The sequence below is a fragment of the Pseudomonas sp. NFACC05-1 genome (assembly GCF_900100135.1).
Taxonomy (GTDB): domain Bacteria; phylum Pseudomonadota; class Gammaproteobacteria; order Pseudomonadales; family Pseudomonadaceae; genus Aquipseudomonas; species Aquipseudomonas fluorescens_Q.
This window is the reverse complement of the sequence record NZ_FMTR01000004.1, coordinates 183,849-199,808: the sequence shown is the minus strand read 5'-3', so window position 1 is coordinate 199,808 and position 15,960 is coordinate 183,849. Positions and strand designations below refer to the sequence as shown.

The following is a 15,960-nucleotide window of genomic DNA, read 5'->3' as shown; positions in this document are numbered from 1 at the left end:
GCTTGGATTGGCAATCGAGCGCGGCGGGCGTGCCATGGATGAACGTCGTTTTGCGCCGTGGCATCCCAGCCTTTCGCCTGTCTGCGGGTGGCTGTGAAACATTTCCTAATGCAAAGGCCTGGGTTATAAATGAACCTCAGCGACACAGGAGCCCGAAATGGATTCGAAAGAGCAACAATTGATGGAATTGCTGGGGCTGACTGCACGCTCGCTGACGCACCTGACAGCTTCGGTGACTTCCATGTCATTCGAGTTGCTGCGCAGCGATGACGAGGTGACCAAGGCAGCGGGCCGTCGGATGATCGACCGCATGGCCACTATCAGCAGCGGCCTCGACGAGCATTGGCGGCTGATTGGCGAGCTCACGGGGGTGCCCATTGCCCAGGAGCAGGTGGAAACCGTCGAAGAAATCCAGATGCTGGCACCGCCTTCCGATCAGCCTTGACGCGCGCTCATCGGTGGGCCTGATGCCCGGCAATTCACAGGACGAACGTCGCTGGCGCTGCCGGGAATCACGCGCCATAGTTTTGTTCCCGCGGCCGAAAGCGCCCGCCACGAATAAAACAGAGACTGGCCATGACCAAGACTCTCCACCACCGTGCGTGCCACCTGTGTGAAGCCATCTGCGGCTTGACCCTCGAAACCACCGAAACCGACGGCCAGGGCCTGGCAATCACCTCGATCAAGGGCGATGCGCTGGACACCTTCAGCCGCGGTCACATCTGCCCCAAGGCGGTGGCCCTGCAAGATATCCAGAACGACCCGGACCGGCTGCGCCAGCCCATGCAGCGCGTTGGCAATGAATGGCAACCCATTGCCTGGGACGATGCCTTCGCGTTGGTGGCCGAGCGTCTGGCGGATATCCAGGCGCGCCACGGCCAGAACGCGGTGGCGGTCTACCAGGGCAACCCCAGCGTGCATAACTATGGGCTGATGACCCACAGCAACTATTTCCTGGGCCTGTTGAAAACCCGCAGCCGTTTCTCGGCGACTTCGGTGGATCAACTGCCCCATCACCTGACCAGTTACTTGATGTATGGCCACGGCCTGCTGCTGCCGATTCCGGACATCGACCACACCGACTTCATGCTGATCCTGGGCGGCAACCCGCTGGCTTCCAACGGCAGCATCATGACCGTGCCGGACGTGGAGAAGCGCCTCAAGGCGATCCAGGCCCGTGGCGGCAAGGTGGTGGTGGTCGATCCGCGCCGCAGCGAAACGGCGGCCATTGCCAACCAGCATGTCTTTGTACGCCCCGGCGGTGATGCTGCGCTGCTGTCTGGTTTGCTCAATACATTGTTCAGCGAAGGCCTGACCCGTGACAGCCACCTGCCAGTGGACGGCCTGGACGAGGTGCGCGAGGCCGTTGCCACGTTCACGGCTGAAGCCATGAGCCCGCTCTGTGCGGTGCCGGCAGCGCAGATCCGGCAATTGGCCCGGGACTTCGCCGCCGCGCCGTCAGCGGTGTGCTACGGTAGGATGGGGGTCTCGACCCAGGCGTTTGGCACGCTGTGCCATTGGCTGATCCAGGTGATCAACCTGGTCACCGGCAATCTTGATCGGGTGGGCGGGGCGCTGTGCACCGAGCCGGCGGTGGACTTGGTCGCTACCACCTCGGGCGGGCATTTCAACCGTTGGCAGAGCCGGGTGTCCGGGCGTCCCGAGTACGCAGGGGAGCTGCCGGTGTCGGCCCTGGCCGAGGAGATGCTCACCGAGGGCGAAGGCCAGATTCGGGCGCTGGTCACCGTGGCCGGCAACCCGGTGCTGTCTACACCCAACGGGCGGCAGTTGGAGCAGGCCCTGGATGGGCTTGAGTTCATGGTCAGTGTCGATCTGTACATCAACGAAACCACCCGCTACGCCGACCTGATCCTGCCTTCGACCTCGGCCCTGGAAAACGATCATTACGACACCACCTTCAACCTGTTCGCGGTGCGCAACGTGACCCGTTTCAACCGGGCGATCCTGCCCAAGCCCGAGGGTGCGCTGCACGATTGGGAAATCTTCGTCGGCCTGGCCAAGGCTTTTGCCGCCCGAACCGGCAAGGAACTCAAGCCGACCATGCCGCCGGCGCAGATGATCGATTTCGGCCTGCGCAGCGGAGCGTATGGCGATGCCTCGCCGCATAAGCTTTCCCTGGCGACCCTGTTCGATCATCCCCATGGCATCGACCTCGGTGCGCTCAAGCCCAACCTGGCTGCGCGCCTGAAAACCGAAAACCAACGTGTGCAGGCTGCGCCAGCCGTGATACTTGTCGATCTCGAGCGCTTCGCTGGGTTGCAGGCGCCAAAACCAGACGAATTGCTGATGATTGGTCGCCGCCATGTGCGCAGCAATAACTCCTGGATGCATAATTTTCATCGACTGGTGAAGGGCAAGCCGCGCCATCAATTGTTGATGCACCCGGATGACCTCGCCAGTCGCGGCCTTGTCGACGGGCAACGGGTGACCGTCAGTTCGCGGGTGGGCGTCATCGAAGTCGAGGTGCTGGGCAGCCTGGACATGATGAAAGGCGTGGTCAGCCTGCCCCACGGCTGGGGGCATGCCCGGCCGGGCGTGCAGATGACCATTGCCAGCGGACAACCGGGCTCCAGCGCCAACGACCTGACCGATGATTGTCAGCTCGATGAGTTGTCTGGCAATGCGGCGCTTAACGGCGTACCGGTGAAGGTGGCAGCTGCGTAAAATTGTCTCTGGAGCAGGTTCGGCTTTCCGTTACAATGCGTCACCGTGTCGACAACTTAAGTCGCAAAAGTTTTAAGCCGAGGTGCTCCATGGATATCATCGAAACGATTAAAGACCAGATTGCCAACAACACCATCCTGCTTTACATGAAAGGCTCGCCGAACGCGCCACAGTGCGGTTTCTCGGCCAAGGCTGCTCAGGCTGTGATGGCGTGTGGCGAGAAGTTTGCCTACGTGGACATCCTGCAGAACCCGGAAATCCGCGCCAACCTGCCCAAGTACGCCAACTGGCCAACCTTCCCACAGCTGTGGGTGGGTGGTGAACTGATCGGCGGTAGCGACATCATGACCGAGATGGCCGCCGACGGCTCTCTGCAGGCCACGATCAAGGAAGCGGTGGAAAAAGCGGCGGCGAACAAGACCGAAGCCTGATTCATGGATGTATGTTCACCACATCCGTCGTGGTGAACGGGAAACCTTGTGGGAGCGAGCAAGCTCGCTCCCACAGTGGTTTTCGGTGTGGCCTGGAATTCAGGCAATAAAAAGCCCCGCCTCTCGAAAGAGGGCGGGGCTTTTTAGTGGCTGGCTTTCGGGAAAGCTTACTCTTCACCCATCTGCGATTGCAGATAGTTCTCAAGACCGACTTTGTCGATCAGGCCCAATTGGGTTTCGAGCCAGTCGATGTGCTCTTCCTCGGATTCGAGAATGTCTTCCAGCAGTTCGCGGCTACCGAAGTCGCCAACGCTTTCGCAATGGGCGATAGCGGCTTTCAGGTCGGCGTGGCCGGTGCGCTCGATACGCAGGTCGCACTCGAGCATCTCGCGGGTATGTTCGCCGATGTGCAGCTTGCCCAGGTCCTGGACGTTCGGCAGGCCTTCAAGGAACAGGATGCGCTTGATCAGCTTGTCCGCGTGCTTCATCTCGTCGATGGATTCGTGGTACTCGTGCTTGCCCAGCTTGTTCAGGCCCCAATCCTCGTACATGCGCGCATGCAGGAAGTATTGGTTGATCGCGACCAGCTCATTGGCAAGGATCTTGTTGAGATGCTGGATGACTGTAATGTCGCCTTTCATGATGAGGCCTGCCCTGTAATAGCTGTGTATAAGGCAGAGTTTGAGCCGCGTATTTACGAGTGTCAAACCTAAGTTATTGAATAATAAATGAAAATTAATCGGAATAAGAATGTTTGTGTTCCGCGTCTGGAGGCTAAGCGCTTGATTTACAGGCATAAAAAAACCGGACATTGAGTCCGGTTCTTCAAAAAGCTGGTTTCAAGCGGCAGTAAATTCTACCGGATAGGGAATCGAGGCTTGAGCCGTTTGCACTTTGGCGAGGGTTTCACGAACCACTTCCTTGGCCAGGCAGGCACATTTGCCGCATTGGCTGGCTACGCCGGTGGCCTGGCGGACTTCGCGATAGCTGCAGCAACCTTCGTAGATCGCTTCGCGGATCTGCCCGTCGGTGACGCCAGTGCAGAGGCATACATACATAAGTGAGAACCGTCGCTGGTTGTGACTCAATTGGGACGGATCTTAATGTTAACGAGAATGATTGTCAAAGTGGTTTCTCAAGGTCTTGCGCCAGAGCGTTGCCAGGCTGACGAACGGTTTATCCAGGACGACTGGTGCGGCATGGAACCGGACGGCGATTTTTTCGATGTCGCCGAAAAACCGTTGAAGACAGTCCAAATGCGCGGTGTATGATGATCGGCCCTTGCAAGCGGGTTCGTGTCACAGGGCTGTCGCCTGAGGGTGGCAGGCTGGCCCGGACCTTGTTTTCACGCTATTACATCAGGAGATATCCAATGAGCGTACTCGTAGGCAAACAAGCCCCAGACTTCACCGTTCCAGCCGTCCTCGGCAACGGCGAAATCGTCGACAGCTTCACCCTGTCCTCGGCCATCAAAGGCAAATACGGCCTGGTGTTCTTCTATCCACTGGACTTCACCTTCGTCTGCCCGTCCGAGCTGATCGCACTGGATCACCGCATGGATGATTTCAAGGCGCGCAACGTCGAAGTGGTCGCTGTTTCGATCGACTCGCACTTCACCCACAACGCCTGGCGCAACACCCCGATCAACAATGGCGGTATCGGTCAGGTGAAATACACCATGGCTGCCGACATGAAGCACGAAATCGCCAAGGCCTATGACGTTGAGTCCGAAGGCGGCGTGGCCTTCCGTGGCGCGTTCCTGATCGACGACAAAGGTGTTGTCCGTTCGCAGATCATCAACGACCTGCCACTGGGTCGTAACATGGAAGAACTGATCCGTCTGGTCGACGCGCTGCAATTCCACGAAGAGCACGGCGAAGTCTGCCCGGCCAACTGGAAAAAAGGCGACAAGGGCATGGACGCATCGCCTGAAGGCGTGGCCGCTTACCTGACCGAGCACGGCGGCAAGCTGTAAGCGCGCAAGGCATAAAAAAACCGGCCCTCGACAGGCCGGTTTTTTTATGGGGTTGTAAAGCAGAACACAGACCCCGTGGCGAGGGAGCTTGCTCCCGCTGGGTGGCGCAGCCGCCCCAAGATCTTGTGAGCGCTGCGCACTCAAGCGGGAGCAAGCTCCCTCGCCACACAAAGAGCCAGGCCGATGTCAGTCGTCGAAATCCTGCCAGCCACCCATCTGCTTCCACCGATTGACGATGCCGCAGAACAGCTCGGCGGTCTTCTCGGTGTCGTAGCGGGCCGAGTGGGCTTCACGGCCATCGAAATCGATGTCGGCCGCCTGGCACGCCTTGGCCAGGACGGTCTGGCCGTACGCCAGGCCAGCCAGGGTCGCGGTGTCGAAGCTGGAGAACGGGTGGAACGGGTTGCGCTTCATGTCCAGGCGCGCGACGGCGGCGTTGAGGAAGCCCAGGTCGAAGCTGCTGTTGTGGCCGACCAGGATCGCTCGCTTGCAACCATTGGCCTTGAGCGCCTTGCGCACGCCACGGAAGATGTCGGTCAGGGCCGTTTCTTCGCTGACAGCCATGCGCAACGGGTGATCGAGCTTGATCCCGGTGAACTCCAGGGCCGCCGCTTCGACGTTGGCGCCTTCGAACGGTTCGACACGGAAGAAGTAGGTGTGGTCAGGGAACACGAAGCCTTTTTCGTCCATGCCAATGGTGGTCGCGGCGATTTCCAGCAAAGCGTCGGTGGCGGAGTTGAAACCGCCGGTTTCTACGTCGACGACGACCGGCAGGTAGCCACGGAACCGAGCTGCCATGGGGTGACGGGCGCCGCCCGAACCACCGTTGCCGTCCAGTTCGTCGTCGAAATGATCTTCACTCACGCGTTTTCCTCCAGCAGGCGCCAGCGCAGTTTTTCACCGGCGCGCAGCGGGATGACAGCCAGATCGCCGAAAGGCAGGCTGGCGGGGGCGGTCCACTCATCGCGAACCAGGGTAATACGATCGGTGTTCACCGGCAGGCCATAGAAACGTGGGCCATGCAGGCTGGCGAAGCCTTCGAGCTTGTCCAGCGCGTTGCGCTGTTCGAAGGCTTCGGCGTACATCTCGATGGCGGCATAGGCGGTGTAGCAACCGGCGCAACCGCAGGCCGCTTCCTTGGCATGCTGGGCGTGGGGTGCCGAGTCGGTGCCGAGGAAAAACTTGGCGCTGCCGCTGGTGGCGGCGTCCAGCAAGGCTTCCTGGTGGGTATTGCGCTTGAGGATCGGCAGGCAATAGAAGTGCGGCCGGATCCCGCCCACCAGCATGTGGTTGCGGTTGTACAGCAGGTGATGGGCGGTAATGGTCGCGCCGACGTTGGCCGGGGCCTCGTTGACGAACTGCACGGCATCGCCGGTGGTGATGTGTTCGAACACTACCTTGAGGGTCGGGAAGCGCTCCACGACGCGGCGCATGTGCTCGTCGATGAAGATTTTCTCGCGGTCGAACACGTCGACGTCGCCCCGGGTGACTTCACCATGGATCAACAACGGCATACCGACTTCGGCCATGGCCTCCAGCGCCGGGAAGATCTTGTCGATGCTGGTGACGCCGGAATCGGAGTTGGTGGTCGCGCCGGCCGGGTACAGCTTGGCGGCATGGACGAAGCCGCTGGCCTTGGCCTCGCGGATTTCTTCGGGCTGGGTGCGGTCGGTGAGGTAAAGCACCATCAACGGTTCGAAGCGGCTGCCAGCCGGGCGCGCGGCGAGGATGCGCTGGCGATAGCCGTCGGCTTCGGCGGCATTGCGCACTGGCGGAACCAGGTTAGGCATGATGATTGCGCGCCCGAAGGTGCGCGCGACATCGGCGACGGTATGGGTCAACACAGCACCATCGCGAAGATGAATATGCCAGTCGTCGGGACGCAGCAGGGTCAGGCGGTCGGACATTGGGGGGCTTCCAGGCGGGTCAAACTGTGGGAATGCTACCGGAAAAGACCGATTCAGGCACCCGCTATCAAGTTCTGGCGCAACTTACCGATAGCTCCTACAGGTGTGCCACGAATCCGTTCAGTGCCCCGGACAGGCGTCATGCCCTCGGCATGCGTCGATCTTTGTATAAAAGTCAGTGGAGCCTCCCGTGCGCCAGCGTTATCTAGCCTTGCTCAGTGTGTTTGCCAGCCTTCCCGCCATGGCGCTCACTTTCCAGACCCGTCTGGAGAGCATTGAGTGGACGGTCGAAGGCGACAAGTTCGAGTGCCGGCTGAGCCAGCCGATCACTGATTTTGGCAGTGGCGAATTCGTGCGCCGGGCGGGTGAGCAGGCCACCTTCAGGCTCAAGGCCTATAATCCGATGCTCGGCGGCGGTTCCGCGACCTTGCTGGCGGCGGCCGCACCATGGCAACCGGGGCGAGGCGATATCAACCTGGGCTCGGTCAGCATTGGCAGTGGCGATGTGTTGTTCAACAGCTCGCAGGTCCAGGCCGGTCGCTTGATCAGCGGCCTGATGGACGGTCGCAGCCCTGTGGTACGGCGCAATACCGAGGACGGTCGAGTGTCGGAAGTCCGGTTGCTGCCGGTGCGTTTCAACAAAGCCTTCAGCGACTATCAGAGCTGCGTGGCCAAGTTGCTGCCGAAGAATTTCGAACAGGTGAAGCAGACCCAGATCGGCTTCCCTGGCGAGGAAGTCGAGCTCGATGCGCGGGCCAAGGCCCAGTTGCAGGTGATGCTCGACTTCATCAAGGCCGACCCGAGCGTCAATCATGTCGAACTCGATGGTCACTCCGACAACAGTGGCAATCGCCTGACCAACCGTGAACTGTCGCGCCGTCGGGCCCTGGCGGTCCAGGATTTCTTCAAGGCCAATGGCTTCCAGGAATCGCAGATCACCCTGCGTTTCCACGGCGAGCGTTATCCCCTGGTGCCCAATACCAACGCCGCCAACCGGGCCAAGAATCGTCGCGTGGTCGTGCGCCTGGAGCGTGTGGCGCCGACCGAAGCACCGGCCCCGCAGCCGACAACCCCGGCGCCAGCCCCAGCAGCAGCCCCCGCCAAGGTTCCGGCACCGGCTGCGGCACCGGCCAAGGTTCCCGCTGCCGCCACTGCACGCACGTCCTGATCAAGGGCGGCCGTCGCTCAATCGACATAATCTGTCGCTTCGTCGTCATAAGCTGTCGCGCCTCTGTAAATTATCCGCATTGGACGTTAGACTTCCCGGCTTTCCGTACAACCCGTGGAGTGATGGCATGGCGGACGTAAACAAGGTCGTTCTGGCGTATTCCGGCGGCCTGGACACTTCGGTGATCCTCAAGTGGCTGCAGGACACTTATAACTGCGAAGTGGTGACCTTCACCGCTGACCTGGGGCAGGGCGAAGAAGTCGAGCCTGCACGCGCCAAGGCCCAGGCCATGGGCGTCAAAGAGATCTACATCGATGACCTGCGCGAAGAATTCGTCCGCGACTTCGTGTTCCCGATGTTCCGCGCCAACACCGTTTACGAAGGCGAGTACCTGCTGGGCACCTCCATCGCCCGTCCGCTGATCGCCAAGCGCCTGATCGAAATCGCCAACGAAACGGGCGCCGATGCCATTTCCCATGGCGCCACCGGCAAAGGCAACGACCAGGTGCGTTTCGAGCTGGGTGCCTATGCCCTCAAGCCGGGCGTGAAAGTCATTGCCCCGTGGCGTGAATGGGACTTGCTGTCCCGTGAAAAACTGATGGACTACGCCGAGAAGCACGCGATTCCGATCGAGCGCCACGGCAAGAAGAAATCCCCGTACTCGATGGATGCCAACCTGCTGCACATCTCCTATGAAGGCGGCGTGCTGGAAGACACCTGGACCGAGCACGAAGAAGACATGTGGCGCTGGACCGTCTCCCCGGAGAAGGCTCCTGATACTCCGCAATACCTGGAACTGACCTATCGCAACGGCGATATCGTCGCGCTGGACGGCGTTGAGATGAGCCCGGCCACCGTGCTGGCAACCCTGAACCGCATCGGTGGCGAACACGGCATCGGTCGTCTGGACATCGTCGAAAACCGCTATGTGGGCATGAAGTCCCGCGGTTGCTACGAGACCCCAGGCGGCACCATCATGCTGCGCGCCCACCGGGCGATCGAGTCGATCACCCTGGACCGCGAAGTGGCTCACCTCAAGGACGAGTTGATGCCCAAGTACGCCAGCCTGATCTACACCGGCTACTGGTGGAGCCCAGAGCGCCTGATGCTGCAACAGATGATCGACGCCTCCCAGGCTCACGTGAATGGCGTGGTACGCCTGAAGCTGTACAAGGGCAACGTGATCGTCACCGGGCGCAAGTCCGACGAGTCGTTGTTCGATGCCAACATCGCGACTTTCGAAGAAGACGGCGGTGCCTACAACCAGGCTGACGCGGCCGGCTTCATCAAGCTCAACGCCCTGCGCATGCGCATCGCGGCGAACAAGGGTCGCAAGTTGTTCTGACCCTGGTGACCTGAAAACGGCCTGCCATGAGCAGGCCGTTTTTTTTACCCTTTTTTTGTGTGGCTTTTGTTGCGGCGCTGCCCCGGCTCGCTTATTTATCCTGCCCGTGCGTTGCCAGGTCTGCGCTGCTGTAGATGACGTACACGACGATGCTGGTTTGCTTCAAATGTCTTGATCGACAAGTCTCGATCGGGCGTTTCGATTGGCTGCATACGATACAAAGGGTATCTGGTCCGCGCCTGCGTCGATGAAGACGTATCACCAGCAGTTCCTTGACGTCGTCGGCCCGACGTAGCTGTCGTTTGCGTCGACAGGGCGAATCATCCATGGTCTTTATGAAGTGTTTGCTCTTGCGAAAATCCGAAGGTGAATACAACGAACGATAATTGAAGTTGAGCGTTATGAAAAAAAGCAGCAATAGATAAAAAGGAAAACTGATCAGGAACCACAGGTAATACTCACGATCCTGGTCATCCAGAAAGGGCAGGGAAATCGCTGCGGAAGTTTCGGATAAAGTGGCGAATATGGCGATGAGGGTCATGGGGTTGGTTATGGTCTTCAAAGGTTTGTTCATGGTTAATGCTCATGGAGTACTTGTGCTCGGTGTGTGGGTTGGAAAGTGGTTGTCCATGCCGAATGAAATATAGGCATGGTCGCAATGGCTGCCGATGCTGGATGTCAGGCGCCTGAATATGTTTTATATAGGATTCCCCTTCCTTAAGTGAGTGGAAGGTAGTTTTAACAGTAAATAATTCAGTTACTTTCTATGAGTGAAGAACTTTCCAGTGGGCTGTCCATAGGTGGGTGGGCCGCTGAAAAAGCGCATTGTTCACAGGGTTACCGAATTGTTAAGAAAGGTCATTCCTTCTCTGTAAAAAAATCCATGACACATTTTTTCTGCGGCGATTTGTAGGACTTTTCTGTATAGCTTGTAGGTTCTGTCTCTCGGTGCGAGCGTTCAGGGGGGGGCGGCATGCCAAGGTAGAAATGACTAGGCTATTGTGCGTGCTCTAAAAATTCGAACAGCGAAGTTGGATTTGCCCATGAATAAAGTGCTGATCGTGGATGATCATCCCGTCATTCGTCTTGCTGTACGTTTGCTGATGGAGCGTCATGGTTATGAAGTCGTTGCCGAAACCGATAATGGCGTCGATGCGTTACAGTTTGCTCGCGAACTTATGCCCGATATCGTCATTCTCGATATTGGTATTCCGAAGCTGGACGGATTGGAAGTCATTGCTCGTCTGACGGCCATTCCTTCACCCATGAAGGTGTTGGTGCTGACTTCCCAGGCGCCGGGACATTTTTCAATGCGCTGCATGCAGACGGGGGCGGCCGGGTATGTATGCAAGCAACAGGATCTTACCGAGTTACTGAGTGCAATAAAGGCGGTACTGTCCGGTTACAGTTACTTTCCCAACCAGGCATTGCATACGGTGCGGTCGAGCCTGGGTAATGCCAGTGAGTCCGATATGGTCGATCGATTATCGGGGCGGGAAATGATGGTCTTGCAGCAACTGGCGCGCGGAAAGACCAACAAGGAGATCGCCGATGGAATGTTCTTGAGCAACAAGACCGTCAGTACTTACAAGACGCGCCTGTTATTGAAGCTCAATGCCCGTTCGCTGGTCGACCTGATCGAACTGGCGCAGCGCAATGGCTTGGTGTGAGTTTTCGGGTCACGCGTACTCAGTAAAAAGCCTCCATCAGGGAGGCTTTTACGTGTCAGAGGTCAAAATCATAATCGGCCAGTTGTTTCTGCAGGCGACGCTCTTCCAGCAGGTTATCGATGGTGCGGCGCTTGCTCAGGTTGGTTTTCGCCACTTCCACGACCACAGGTTCGACGTCGTCGCCCTCAGCGGCGATGAATTCGTCTTCTACATCCAGTTGTTCTTTGCCAGCACTCATGGGTTCGACTCCAGGCTAAGACTGCCATTGGCGCTCCTTATATCGATAAACCGCGGGCGGGTAAAAAAGATTTTTTCAATCGATGGATCGATAAAAGCAATAGCACCTCAATCGTCGGAGGTCTTGTGCTTGTATTCGCATAAATCTTCGATTCGGCAGCTGCCGCAGCGAGGCTTGCGCGCCAGGCAAACGTAACGGCCGTGAAGGATGAGCCAGTGATGGGAGTCCAGCAGGAATTCCTTGGGAACAAATTTCATCAATTTCTTCTCGACCTCCACCACGTTTTTGCCGGGGGCCAGCCCGGTGCGGTTGCTGACGCGGAAAATGTGGGTGTCGACCGCCATGGTCAACTGCCGAAACGCGGTATTGAGCACGACGTTGGCGGTTTTGCGGCCGACCCCCGGGAGGGCTTCCAGCGCTTCGCGAGTTTGCGGGACTTCACTGCCGTGGCGCTCGATCAGCAGGCGGCAGGTCTCGATCACGTTTTTGGCCTTGCTGTTGAACAGCCCGATGGTCTTGATGTATTCGGACAGTCCTTCGACGCCCAGGGCATAGATCGCCTCTGGCGTATTGGCCACCGGGAACAGTTTGGCCGTGGCTTTGTTGACGCCGACATCGGTGGACTGGGCTGACAGGATGACCGCGATCAGCAACTCGAACGGCGAGGAATAGGCCAGTTCGGTTTTCGGTTCCGGGTTGTCCTCGTGAAGGCGACGAAATATTTCCAGGCGTTTTGCGGCGTTCATGGGCGCGGCGTTTCCTCAACGGATGAATGGGGTCTGGCGGCCGTCCAGGCCTGTCGGGCCGCCAACAGCAGCCCGAGCAGAATGAACCCGCCAGGGGCGAGCAGGGCCAGGGGCAGGCCGTTGCCGATCAACTCACGCACGGCGCCCAGGCTGATCATCAAAAGGCCAAACAGCCCGGCCAGCCTGAGGCGTCCGGGCCAGCGAGAATCAACGAAGAAGCCCTCATGCTCCAGCGCTACGCAGCTCAGGGCGATCCAGCCAACGTAAAGGCTCAACGGTCGATACAATTCCAGTGCCCAGGCCTGGAGGACAAGGCCAATGCAGGTGCTCAGGGTAGCGGCCAACACGATAGAGGCGAGCAGCCGTTGACAGGCTGCCAGGTGTTGCCGCACAAGCCCCATTGCCAAGCCATGGCTGAAAAGAACCAGGGCCCAGGCCAGCCATAACCCCAGCGCGCCAACCAGCGAATCGCTCGCGCCGACCAATGGGACGAGCAGCAGGCCGTGTGTCAGTCCCCATGGCTTATTCATTGGCCGCCACCCCCGTCAACTGAGCCTTGTGCTCGTCGAAGTAACGCAGCGCATCGTGAACAGCCTGGAGGACCGCCCGGGACGTCACTGTCGCGCCAGCCAGTTGATCGAACTGGCCCTGGTCCTTTTTCAAGGCCCAGCCGCTGTCATCAGGTGCCTGGCGAGATTTACCCGTGAAGGTCTGCAACCAGGCGTTCGGCCAGCCGGCAATTGCTGCGCCCAATCCGGGTGTCTCGGATTGGCGCAGGGTCTTGACACCCAGCAACCGGCCCTGTGGATCGATGGCGACCAGCAATTCGATGCTGCCTTCATAGCCCAGCGCCTGGCTACGCAGCAGCACGGCGCTGGGTTGGCCGCTGCGAGTCGCCAGGTAGCCGCCCAGCAGCGTGCTATGGGCCAGGGGCTCTGAGGCTGTGACAACGGGGTGCGCCAACGGCTGGTTATCATAGTGGTCGGTGGGCAGCACCTCGAGCAAGGCCCTGTTCGCCAGCGCTTGCTGCTGGGCCTCGATGCGCCCGGCCGTGCGGAGGTGCGTGAGGTAAGTGGCACCGAGCCCCAGGCCGATCAACAAGGTCAGGATTGCCACGCCGACGGGGTTGTTCATGTCAGTGGCCGCCGTTGTCGCGCCTCGGCAAACCGGTCCAGTGCCGGCACGCCGAGGTTCATCAGCAACACTGCGAACGCCACGCCGTCGGGATAGCCACCCCAGGTGCGTATCAGATAGACCAGCAATCCCATGCCCGCGCCAAACAGCAGGCGGGCGAGAGGAGCCTTGGCACCGGAGACCGGTTCGGTCGCGATAAAAAACGCGCCGAGCATGGTTGCGCCGCTGAACAGATGAAACAGCGGCGAGCCATGGGAGTCGGAGCCCGAACCGTTCCAGCACAGCAGGCTGACGACGGACAGGCTCAGCAGCATGCCCACGGGTGCATGCCAACTGAACACCCGTTGCTGCAGCAGAAACAGACCGCCCGCCAGGAAGGCCAGGTTGACCCATTCGCCACCCCGGCCACCGAAACGCCCGAACGCCGGATCGTTGGCGAACAGTTCATCGACGGTCAGGCTCGCGTTGATTCGCAGGCTGTCCAGTGCGGTCGCCCCGGCCCAGGCATCGGGCGCCGGATGAGCGCCGAATACCTGCTGCAAGCCTTCAGACAGGCCCATGCCGTGGAGCGCTGGCCAGTGACTCATCTGGGAAGGAAAGGCCACCAGTACCAGGGCGTACCCGAGCATTGCCGGGTTGAACGGGTTGCTGCCGACGCCGCCCCACAGGTGCTTGCCGAACAGCAAGGCGCAGGCGGCCGCCGTGACGGTCAGCCACCAGGGGCAATAGGCCGGCAAGGCCAGGGCCAGCAGCGTGGCGCTGACCAGCGCGCTGCCATCGTTCAGGTCGGGCCTGAGTGGCTGGCGTCGCAAACGCAGCACCAACGCCTCCACTGCCAGCGCAGTGACGCCGGACAACAGCAGGTTGAGCGCCACGCCCCAGCCTTGGAACCACAGCAACGCCAGTACGCCGGGCAGCGTCGCCAGCAACACTCGCGTCATTGCTTGGCGCAGCCGTTCGTCCACTGGCTCAAGAGGCGGCATGGGCGTCCACCTGGCGTTCGGCATCCTTCACCGCTTGTTCCAATGCCTGCAGTTGTTCATCCGATGCCGTAGCTGCCCGGGCTTTGCTGAGTTCGGCGCGGCGCATCGCCAGTTGGATCTTGGCCCGCTTCAGCTCGGCGTTTTGCGTCGGTGCTGGGGCTGGCGCGGCCGCGGGCGCGGGCGCGGCGCTTTCCAGTTGGTTCAGCGCCTGTTCGGCCGCTTCGAACTGGCGTTGCAGCACGATCAGTTGCGACTGCTGCTCGAAGGTTGGCGGGTGGCCGAACGCTTTCAAGGATTTGTTCAACTGTGCCCGGCTCATGGCCAGGTCGATCTTGGCTTTTTTCAAAGCGGCATCGGCGGTGGCGGCTTTTTGCGCGCGCACGCGCTCCAGCGCGGCTTGCACGGGGTCGAGTGCCGGGTCCTGGGTTTGAGCCTGGGCCTGGGCCTGCGCCGCCCGTTGGGTCCGAGCCAGGCGCTCGGCCTGGCGCTGTTCCTCTTCGCGGCGCAGGCGCGCATTGCGTTGTTCGAAGCGGCGCCGGGCATGGTTGCGCTTGGCGGTTCGCGCCTGTTGTTCTTCGGTGCTGAAGGCCAGGCCGCCGACAATCGGCAGCACGTTTGCCGTCGGCAGCGGACGCATTTCGATGCAATCGACCGGGCAGGGCGCCACGCACAGGTCGCAGCCTGTGCATTCGTCGATGAGGACGGTGTGCATCAGCTTGGCGGCGCCGACAATCGCATCCACCGGACAGGCCTGGATGCACTTGGTGCAACCGATGCATTCGGCTTCCCGGATAAAGGCGATTTGCGCCGGGGCCACGCCGCGGCTGGTGTCCAGCTCCAACACCGGTATTTTCATCAGTTCGGCCAGGGCTGCGATGGTTTCGCGCCCCCCGGGCGGACATTTATTGATCGGCTCGCCCTGGGCGATGCCTTCGGCGTAGGGTTTGCACCCGGGATGGCCGCACTTGCCGCATTGGGTCTGCGGCAGCAGGGCGTCGATACGTTGAATCAGGCTCATGTTTTGACCAGCCCGCGTAATCCGAGAAAGGCCACCGCCATCAGTCCGGCGCTGATCAACTGAATCGGCAGGCCCCGAAAGGGCAGGGGAACATCGTTATTGAAAGTGCGCTGGCGCAAATCGTCGAACAGGCCCAGCACCAGCCAGAACCCCAGCCCGGCACCCAGGCTCAGGGCGATGGCGTGGCCCAGGCCCCGGTCATCCTGGCCGTTGAGCAGTGTGACGCCCAGTATGCCGGCATTGCCGAGTAACAGCGGCCACAACCCCTCGAACGACATTGCCGGCCGCCAGCGTGCCAGCAGGCGCAGCAAGGGGCCGATCAGCAACACGCTCAAGGACAGCCAGGCCAACAAGCGCAGCGAGACCAGGTTGCTCGGCGCCAGCAGGCAATGATCGATCAGGTAGCCCAGGGTACCGACGATCAGCATCAGGCACGCCGTCGCCAGGCCCAAGGCGTGCACCTGCTTTCGACCATTGGCCGCCAGCAGCGGATCGACGCCCAGCGGCCAGTGCAACACCAGGTTGTTGATCAGGGCAGCGCTGAACAGCGTGAGGACGATTTCGGTCATGGGTGCGTTGGCGACAAAGGGCCTGTTACAAGATTAGGCATTATCCGGCACGCCGGGAGCATGGGCCAGATATGAAAATCCCACAGCCACC

The 15,960-nt window shown here is 60.2% G+C and carries 20 protein-coding genes; 8 read left to right on the top strand and 12 right to left on the bottom strand.

Annotated features, from left to right (window positions below; translation table 11 throughout):
- The first annotated feature begins 157 nt into the window (after positions 1-157).
- The 3 genes from BLO97_RS09240 (at position 158) to grxD (ending at position 3,116) form a co-directional block, all read left to right on the top strand.
- Positions 158-445, top strand: a complete 288-nt coding sequence (locus BLO97_RS09240; protein WP_072348410.1) for a hypothetical protein — start codon at positions 158-160, stop codon at positions 443-445.
- A 131-nt stretch (positions 446-576) separates the two neighbouring features.
- Complete coding sequence (locus BLO97_RS09235; RefSeq protein WP_092223495.1) at positions 577-2,685, top strand: molybdopterin oxidoreductase family protein; 2,109 nt, start codon at positions 577-579, stop codon at positions 2,683-2,685.
- 89 nt (positions 2,686-2,774) lie between these two features.
- Positions 2,775-3,116, top strand: a complete 342-nt coding sequence (grxD, locus tag BLO97_RS09230) for a Grx4 family monothiol glutaredoxin (RefSeq protein WP_003204956.1) — start codon at positions 2,775-2,777, stop codon at positions 3,114-3,116.
- Positions 3,117-3,283: 167 nt separating this feature from the next.
- Here grxD and bfr read toward each other — a convergent pair whose 3' ends face one another.
- The gene (gene bfr, locus BLO97_RS09225) at positions 3,284-3,757 is read right to left on the bottom strand and encodes a bacterioferritin (RefSeq protein WP_003178701.1); all 474 of its coding nucleotides are present in this window, start codon (positions 3,755-3,757) and stop codon (positions 3,284-3,286) included.
- A gap of 198 nt (positions 3,758-3,955) precedes the next feature.
- On the bottom strand, positions 3,956-4,174 hold the full coding sequence (locus BLO97_RS09220) for a bacterioferritin-associated ferredoxin (RefSeq protein ID WP_003178704.1): 219 nt from the start codon (positions 4,172-4,174) through the stop codon (positions 3,956-3,958).
- A 57-nt stretch (positions 4,175-4,231) separates the two neighbouring features.
- Between BLO97_RS09220 and BLO97_RS31600 the strand changes: the two genes are divergently transcribed.
- Both BLO97_RS31600 and BLO97_RS09215 read left to right on the top strand, forming a co-directional pair.
- Positions 4,232-4,387, top strand: coding sequence for a hypothetical protein (locus BLO97_RS31600; protein ID WP_158265801.1), 156 nt, complete (start codon positions 4,232-4,234; stop codon positions 4,385-4,387).
- Between the two features lie 101 nt (positions 4,388-4,488).
- Positions 4,489-5,091 (top strand): peroxiredoxin, encoded by a 603-nt coding sequence (locus tag BLO97_RS09215; protein WP_025215179.1) that lies wholly within the window; start codon positions 4,489-4,491, stop codon positions 5,089-5,091.
- A gap of 186 nt (positions 5,092-5,277) precedes the next feature.
- Here BLO97_RS09215 and rnt read toward each other — a convergent pair whose 3' ends face one another.
- Complete coding sequence (gene rnt / locus BLO97_RS09210; protein ID WP_063324649.1) at positions 5,278-5,955, bottom strand: ribonuclease T; 678 nt, start codon at positions 5,953-5,955, stop codon at positions 5,278-5,280.
- Entirely contained in the window at positions 5,952-6,998 is a 1,047-nt protein-coding gene (gene pyrC / locus BLO97_RS09205) for a dihydroorotase (protein ID WP_003204946.1), read from the bottom strand. Before pyrC ends, rnt begins: the two co-directional genes overlap by 4 nt.
- Before the next feature lie 190 nt (positions 6,999-7,188).
- On the opposite strand from pyrC, the gene BLO97_RS09200 reads away from it, so the two are divergent.
- Both BLO97_RS09200 and BLO97_RS09195 read left to right on the top strand, forming a co-directional pair.
- Positions 7,189-8,166 carry a flagellar protein MotY gene (locus BLO97_RS09200; protein ID WP_063324650.1) on the top strand — a complete coding sequence of 326 codons (978 nt, stop codon included), beginning with the start codon at positions 7,189-7,191 and terminating at the stop codon, positions 8,164-8,166.
- Between the two features lie 127 nt (positions 8,167-8,293).
- A complete protein-coding gene (locus BLO97_RS09195; RefSeq protein WP_003204943.1) occupies positions 8,294-9,511 on the top strand; it encodes an argininosuccinate synthase in 1,218 nt (405 codons plus the stop codon).
- 91 nt (positions 9,512-9,602) lie between these two features.
- Here BLO97_RS09195 and BLO97_RS31870 read toward each other — a convergent pair whose 3' ends face one another.
- Positions 9,603-10,085: a hypothetical protein gene (locus BLO97_RS31870; protein WP_092223499.1), complete on the bottom strand. Its 483-nt coding sequence runs from the start codon at positions 10,083-10,085 to the stop codon at positions 9,603-9,605.
- A 469-nt stretch (positions 10,086-10,554) separates the two neighbouring features.
- On the opposite strand from BLO97_RS31870, the gene BLO97_RS09185 reads away from it, so the two are divergent.
- Positions 10,555-11,181 carry a response regulator transcription factor gene (locus BLO97_RS09185; protein ID WP_003204939.1) on the top strand — a complete coding sequence of 209 codons (627 nt, stop codon included), beginning with the start codon at positions 10,555-10,557 and terminating at the stop codon, positions 11,179-11,181.
- A gap of 55 nt (positions 11,182-11,236) precedes the next feature.
- Here the strand turns inward: BLO97_RS09185 and BLO97_RS09180 are convergent, their stop codons facing one another.
- The 7 genes from BLO97_RS09180 to BLO97_RS09150 form a co-directional block, all read right to left on the bottom strand.
- The gene (locus BLO97_RS09180; protein WP_063324652.1) at positions 11,237-11,419 is read right to left on the bottom strand and encodes a PA3496 family putative envelope integrity protein; all 183 of its coding nucleotides are present in this window, start codon (positions 11,417-11,419) and stop codon (positions 11,237-11,239) included.
- A 107-nt stretch (positions 11,420-11,526) separates the two neighbouring features.
- Positions 11,527-12,165 (bottom strand): endonuclease III, encoded by a 639-nt coding sequence (gene nth / locus BLO97_RS09175; RefSeq protein WP_003204935.1) that lies wholly within the window; start codon positions 12,163-12,165, stop codon positions 11,527-11,529.
- Positions 12,162-12,695: an Rnf-Nqr domain containing protein gene (locus BLO97_RS09170; RefSeq protein WP_092345641.1), complete on the bottom strand. Its 534-nt coding sequence runs from the start codon at positions 12,693-12,695 to the stop codon at positions 12,162-12,164. Before BLO97_RS09170 ends, nth begins: the two co-directional genes overlap by 4 nt.
- Positions 12,688-13,299: an RnfABCDGE type electron transport complex subunit G gene (locus tag BLO97_RS09165; RefSeq protein ID WP_092345639.1), complete on the bottom strand. Its 612-nt coding sequence runs from the start codon at positions 13,297-13,299 to the stop codon at positions 12,688-12,690. Before BLO97_RS09165 ends, BLO97_RS09170 begins: the two co-directional genes overlap by 8 nt.
- A complete protein-coding gene (locus BLO97_RS09160) occupies positions 13,296-14,282 on the bottom strand; it encodes an RnfABCDGE type electron transport complex subunit D (protein WP_092145162.1) in 987 nt (328 codons plus the stop codon). The genes BLO97_RS09165 and BLO97_RS09160 overlap by 4 nt, the downstream gene beginning before the upstream one ends.
- Positions 14,269-15,300, bottom strand: coding sequence for an electron transport complex subunit RsxB (gene rsxB / locus BLO97_RS09155; protein ID WP_092345637.1), 1,032 nt, complete (start codon positions 15,298-15,300; stop codon positions 14,269-14,271). Before rsxB ends, BLO97_RS09160 begins: the two co-directional genes overlap by 14 nt.
- The gene (locus BLO97_RS09150) at positions 15,297-15,869 is read right to left on the bottom strand and encodes an Rnf-Nqr domain containing protein (RefSeq protein WP_092223506.1); all 573 of its coding nucleotides are present in this window, start codon (positions 15,867-15,869) and stop codon (positions 15,297-15,299) included. Before BLO97_RS09150 ends, rsxB begins: the two co-directional genes overlap by 4 nt.
- Positions 15,870-15,960 lie beyond the last annotated feature (91 nt).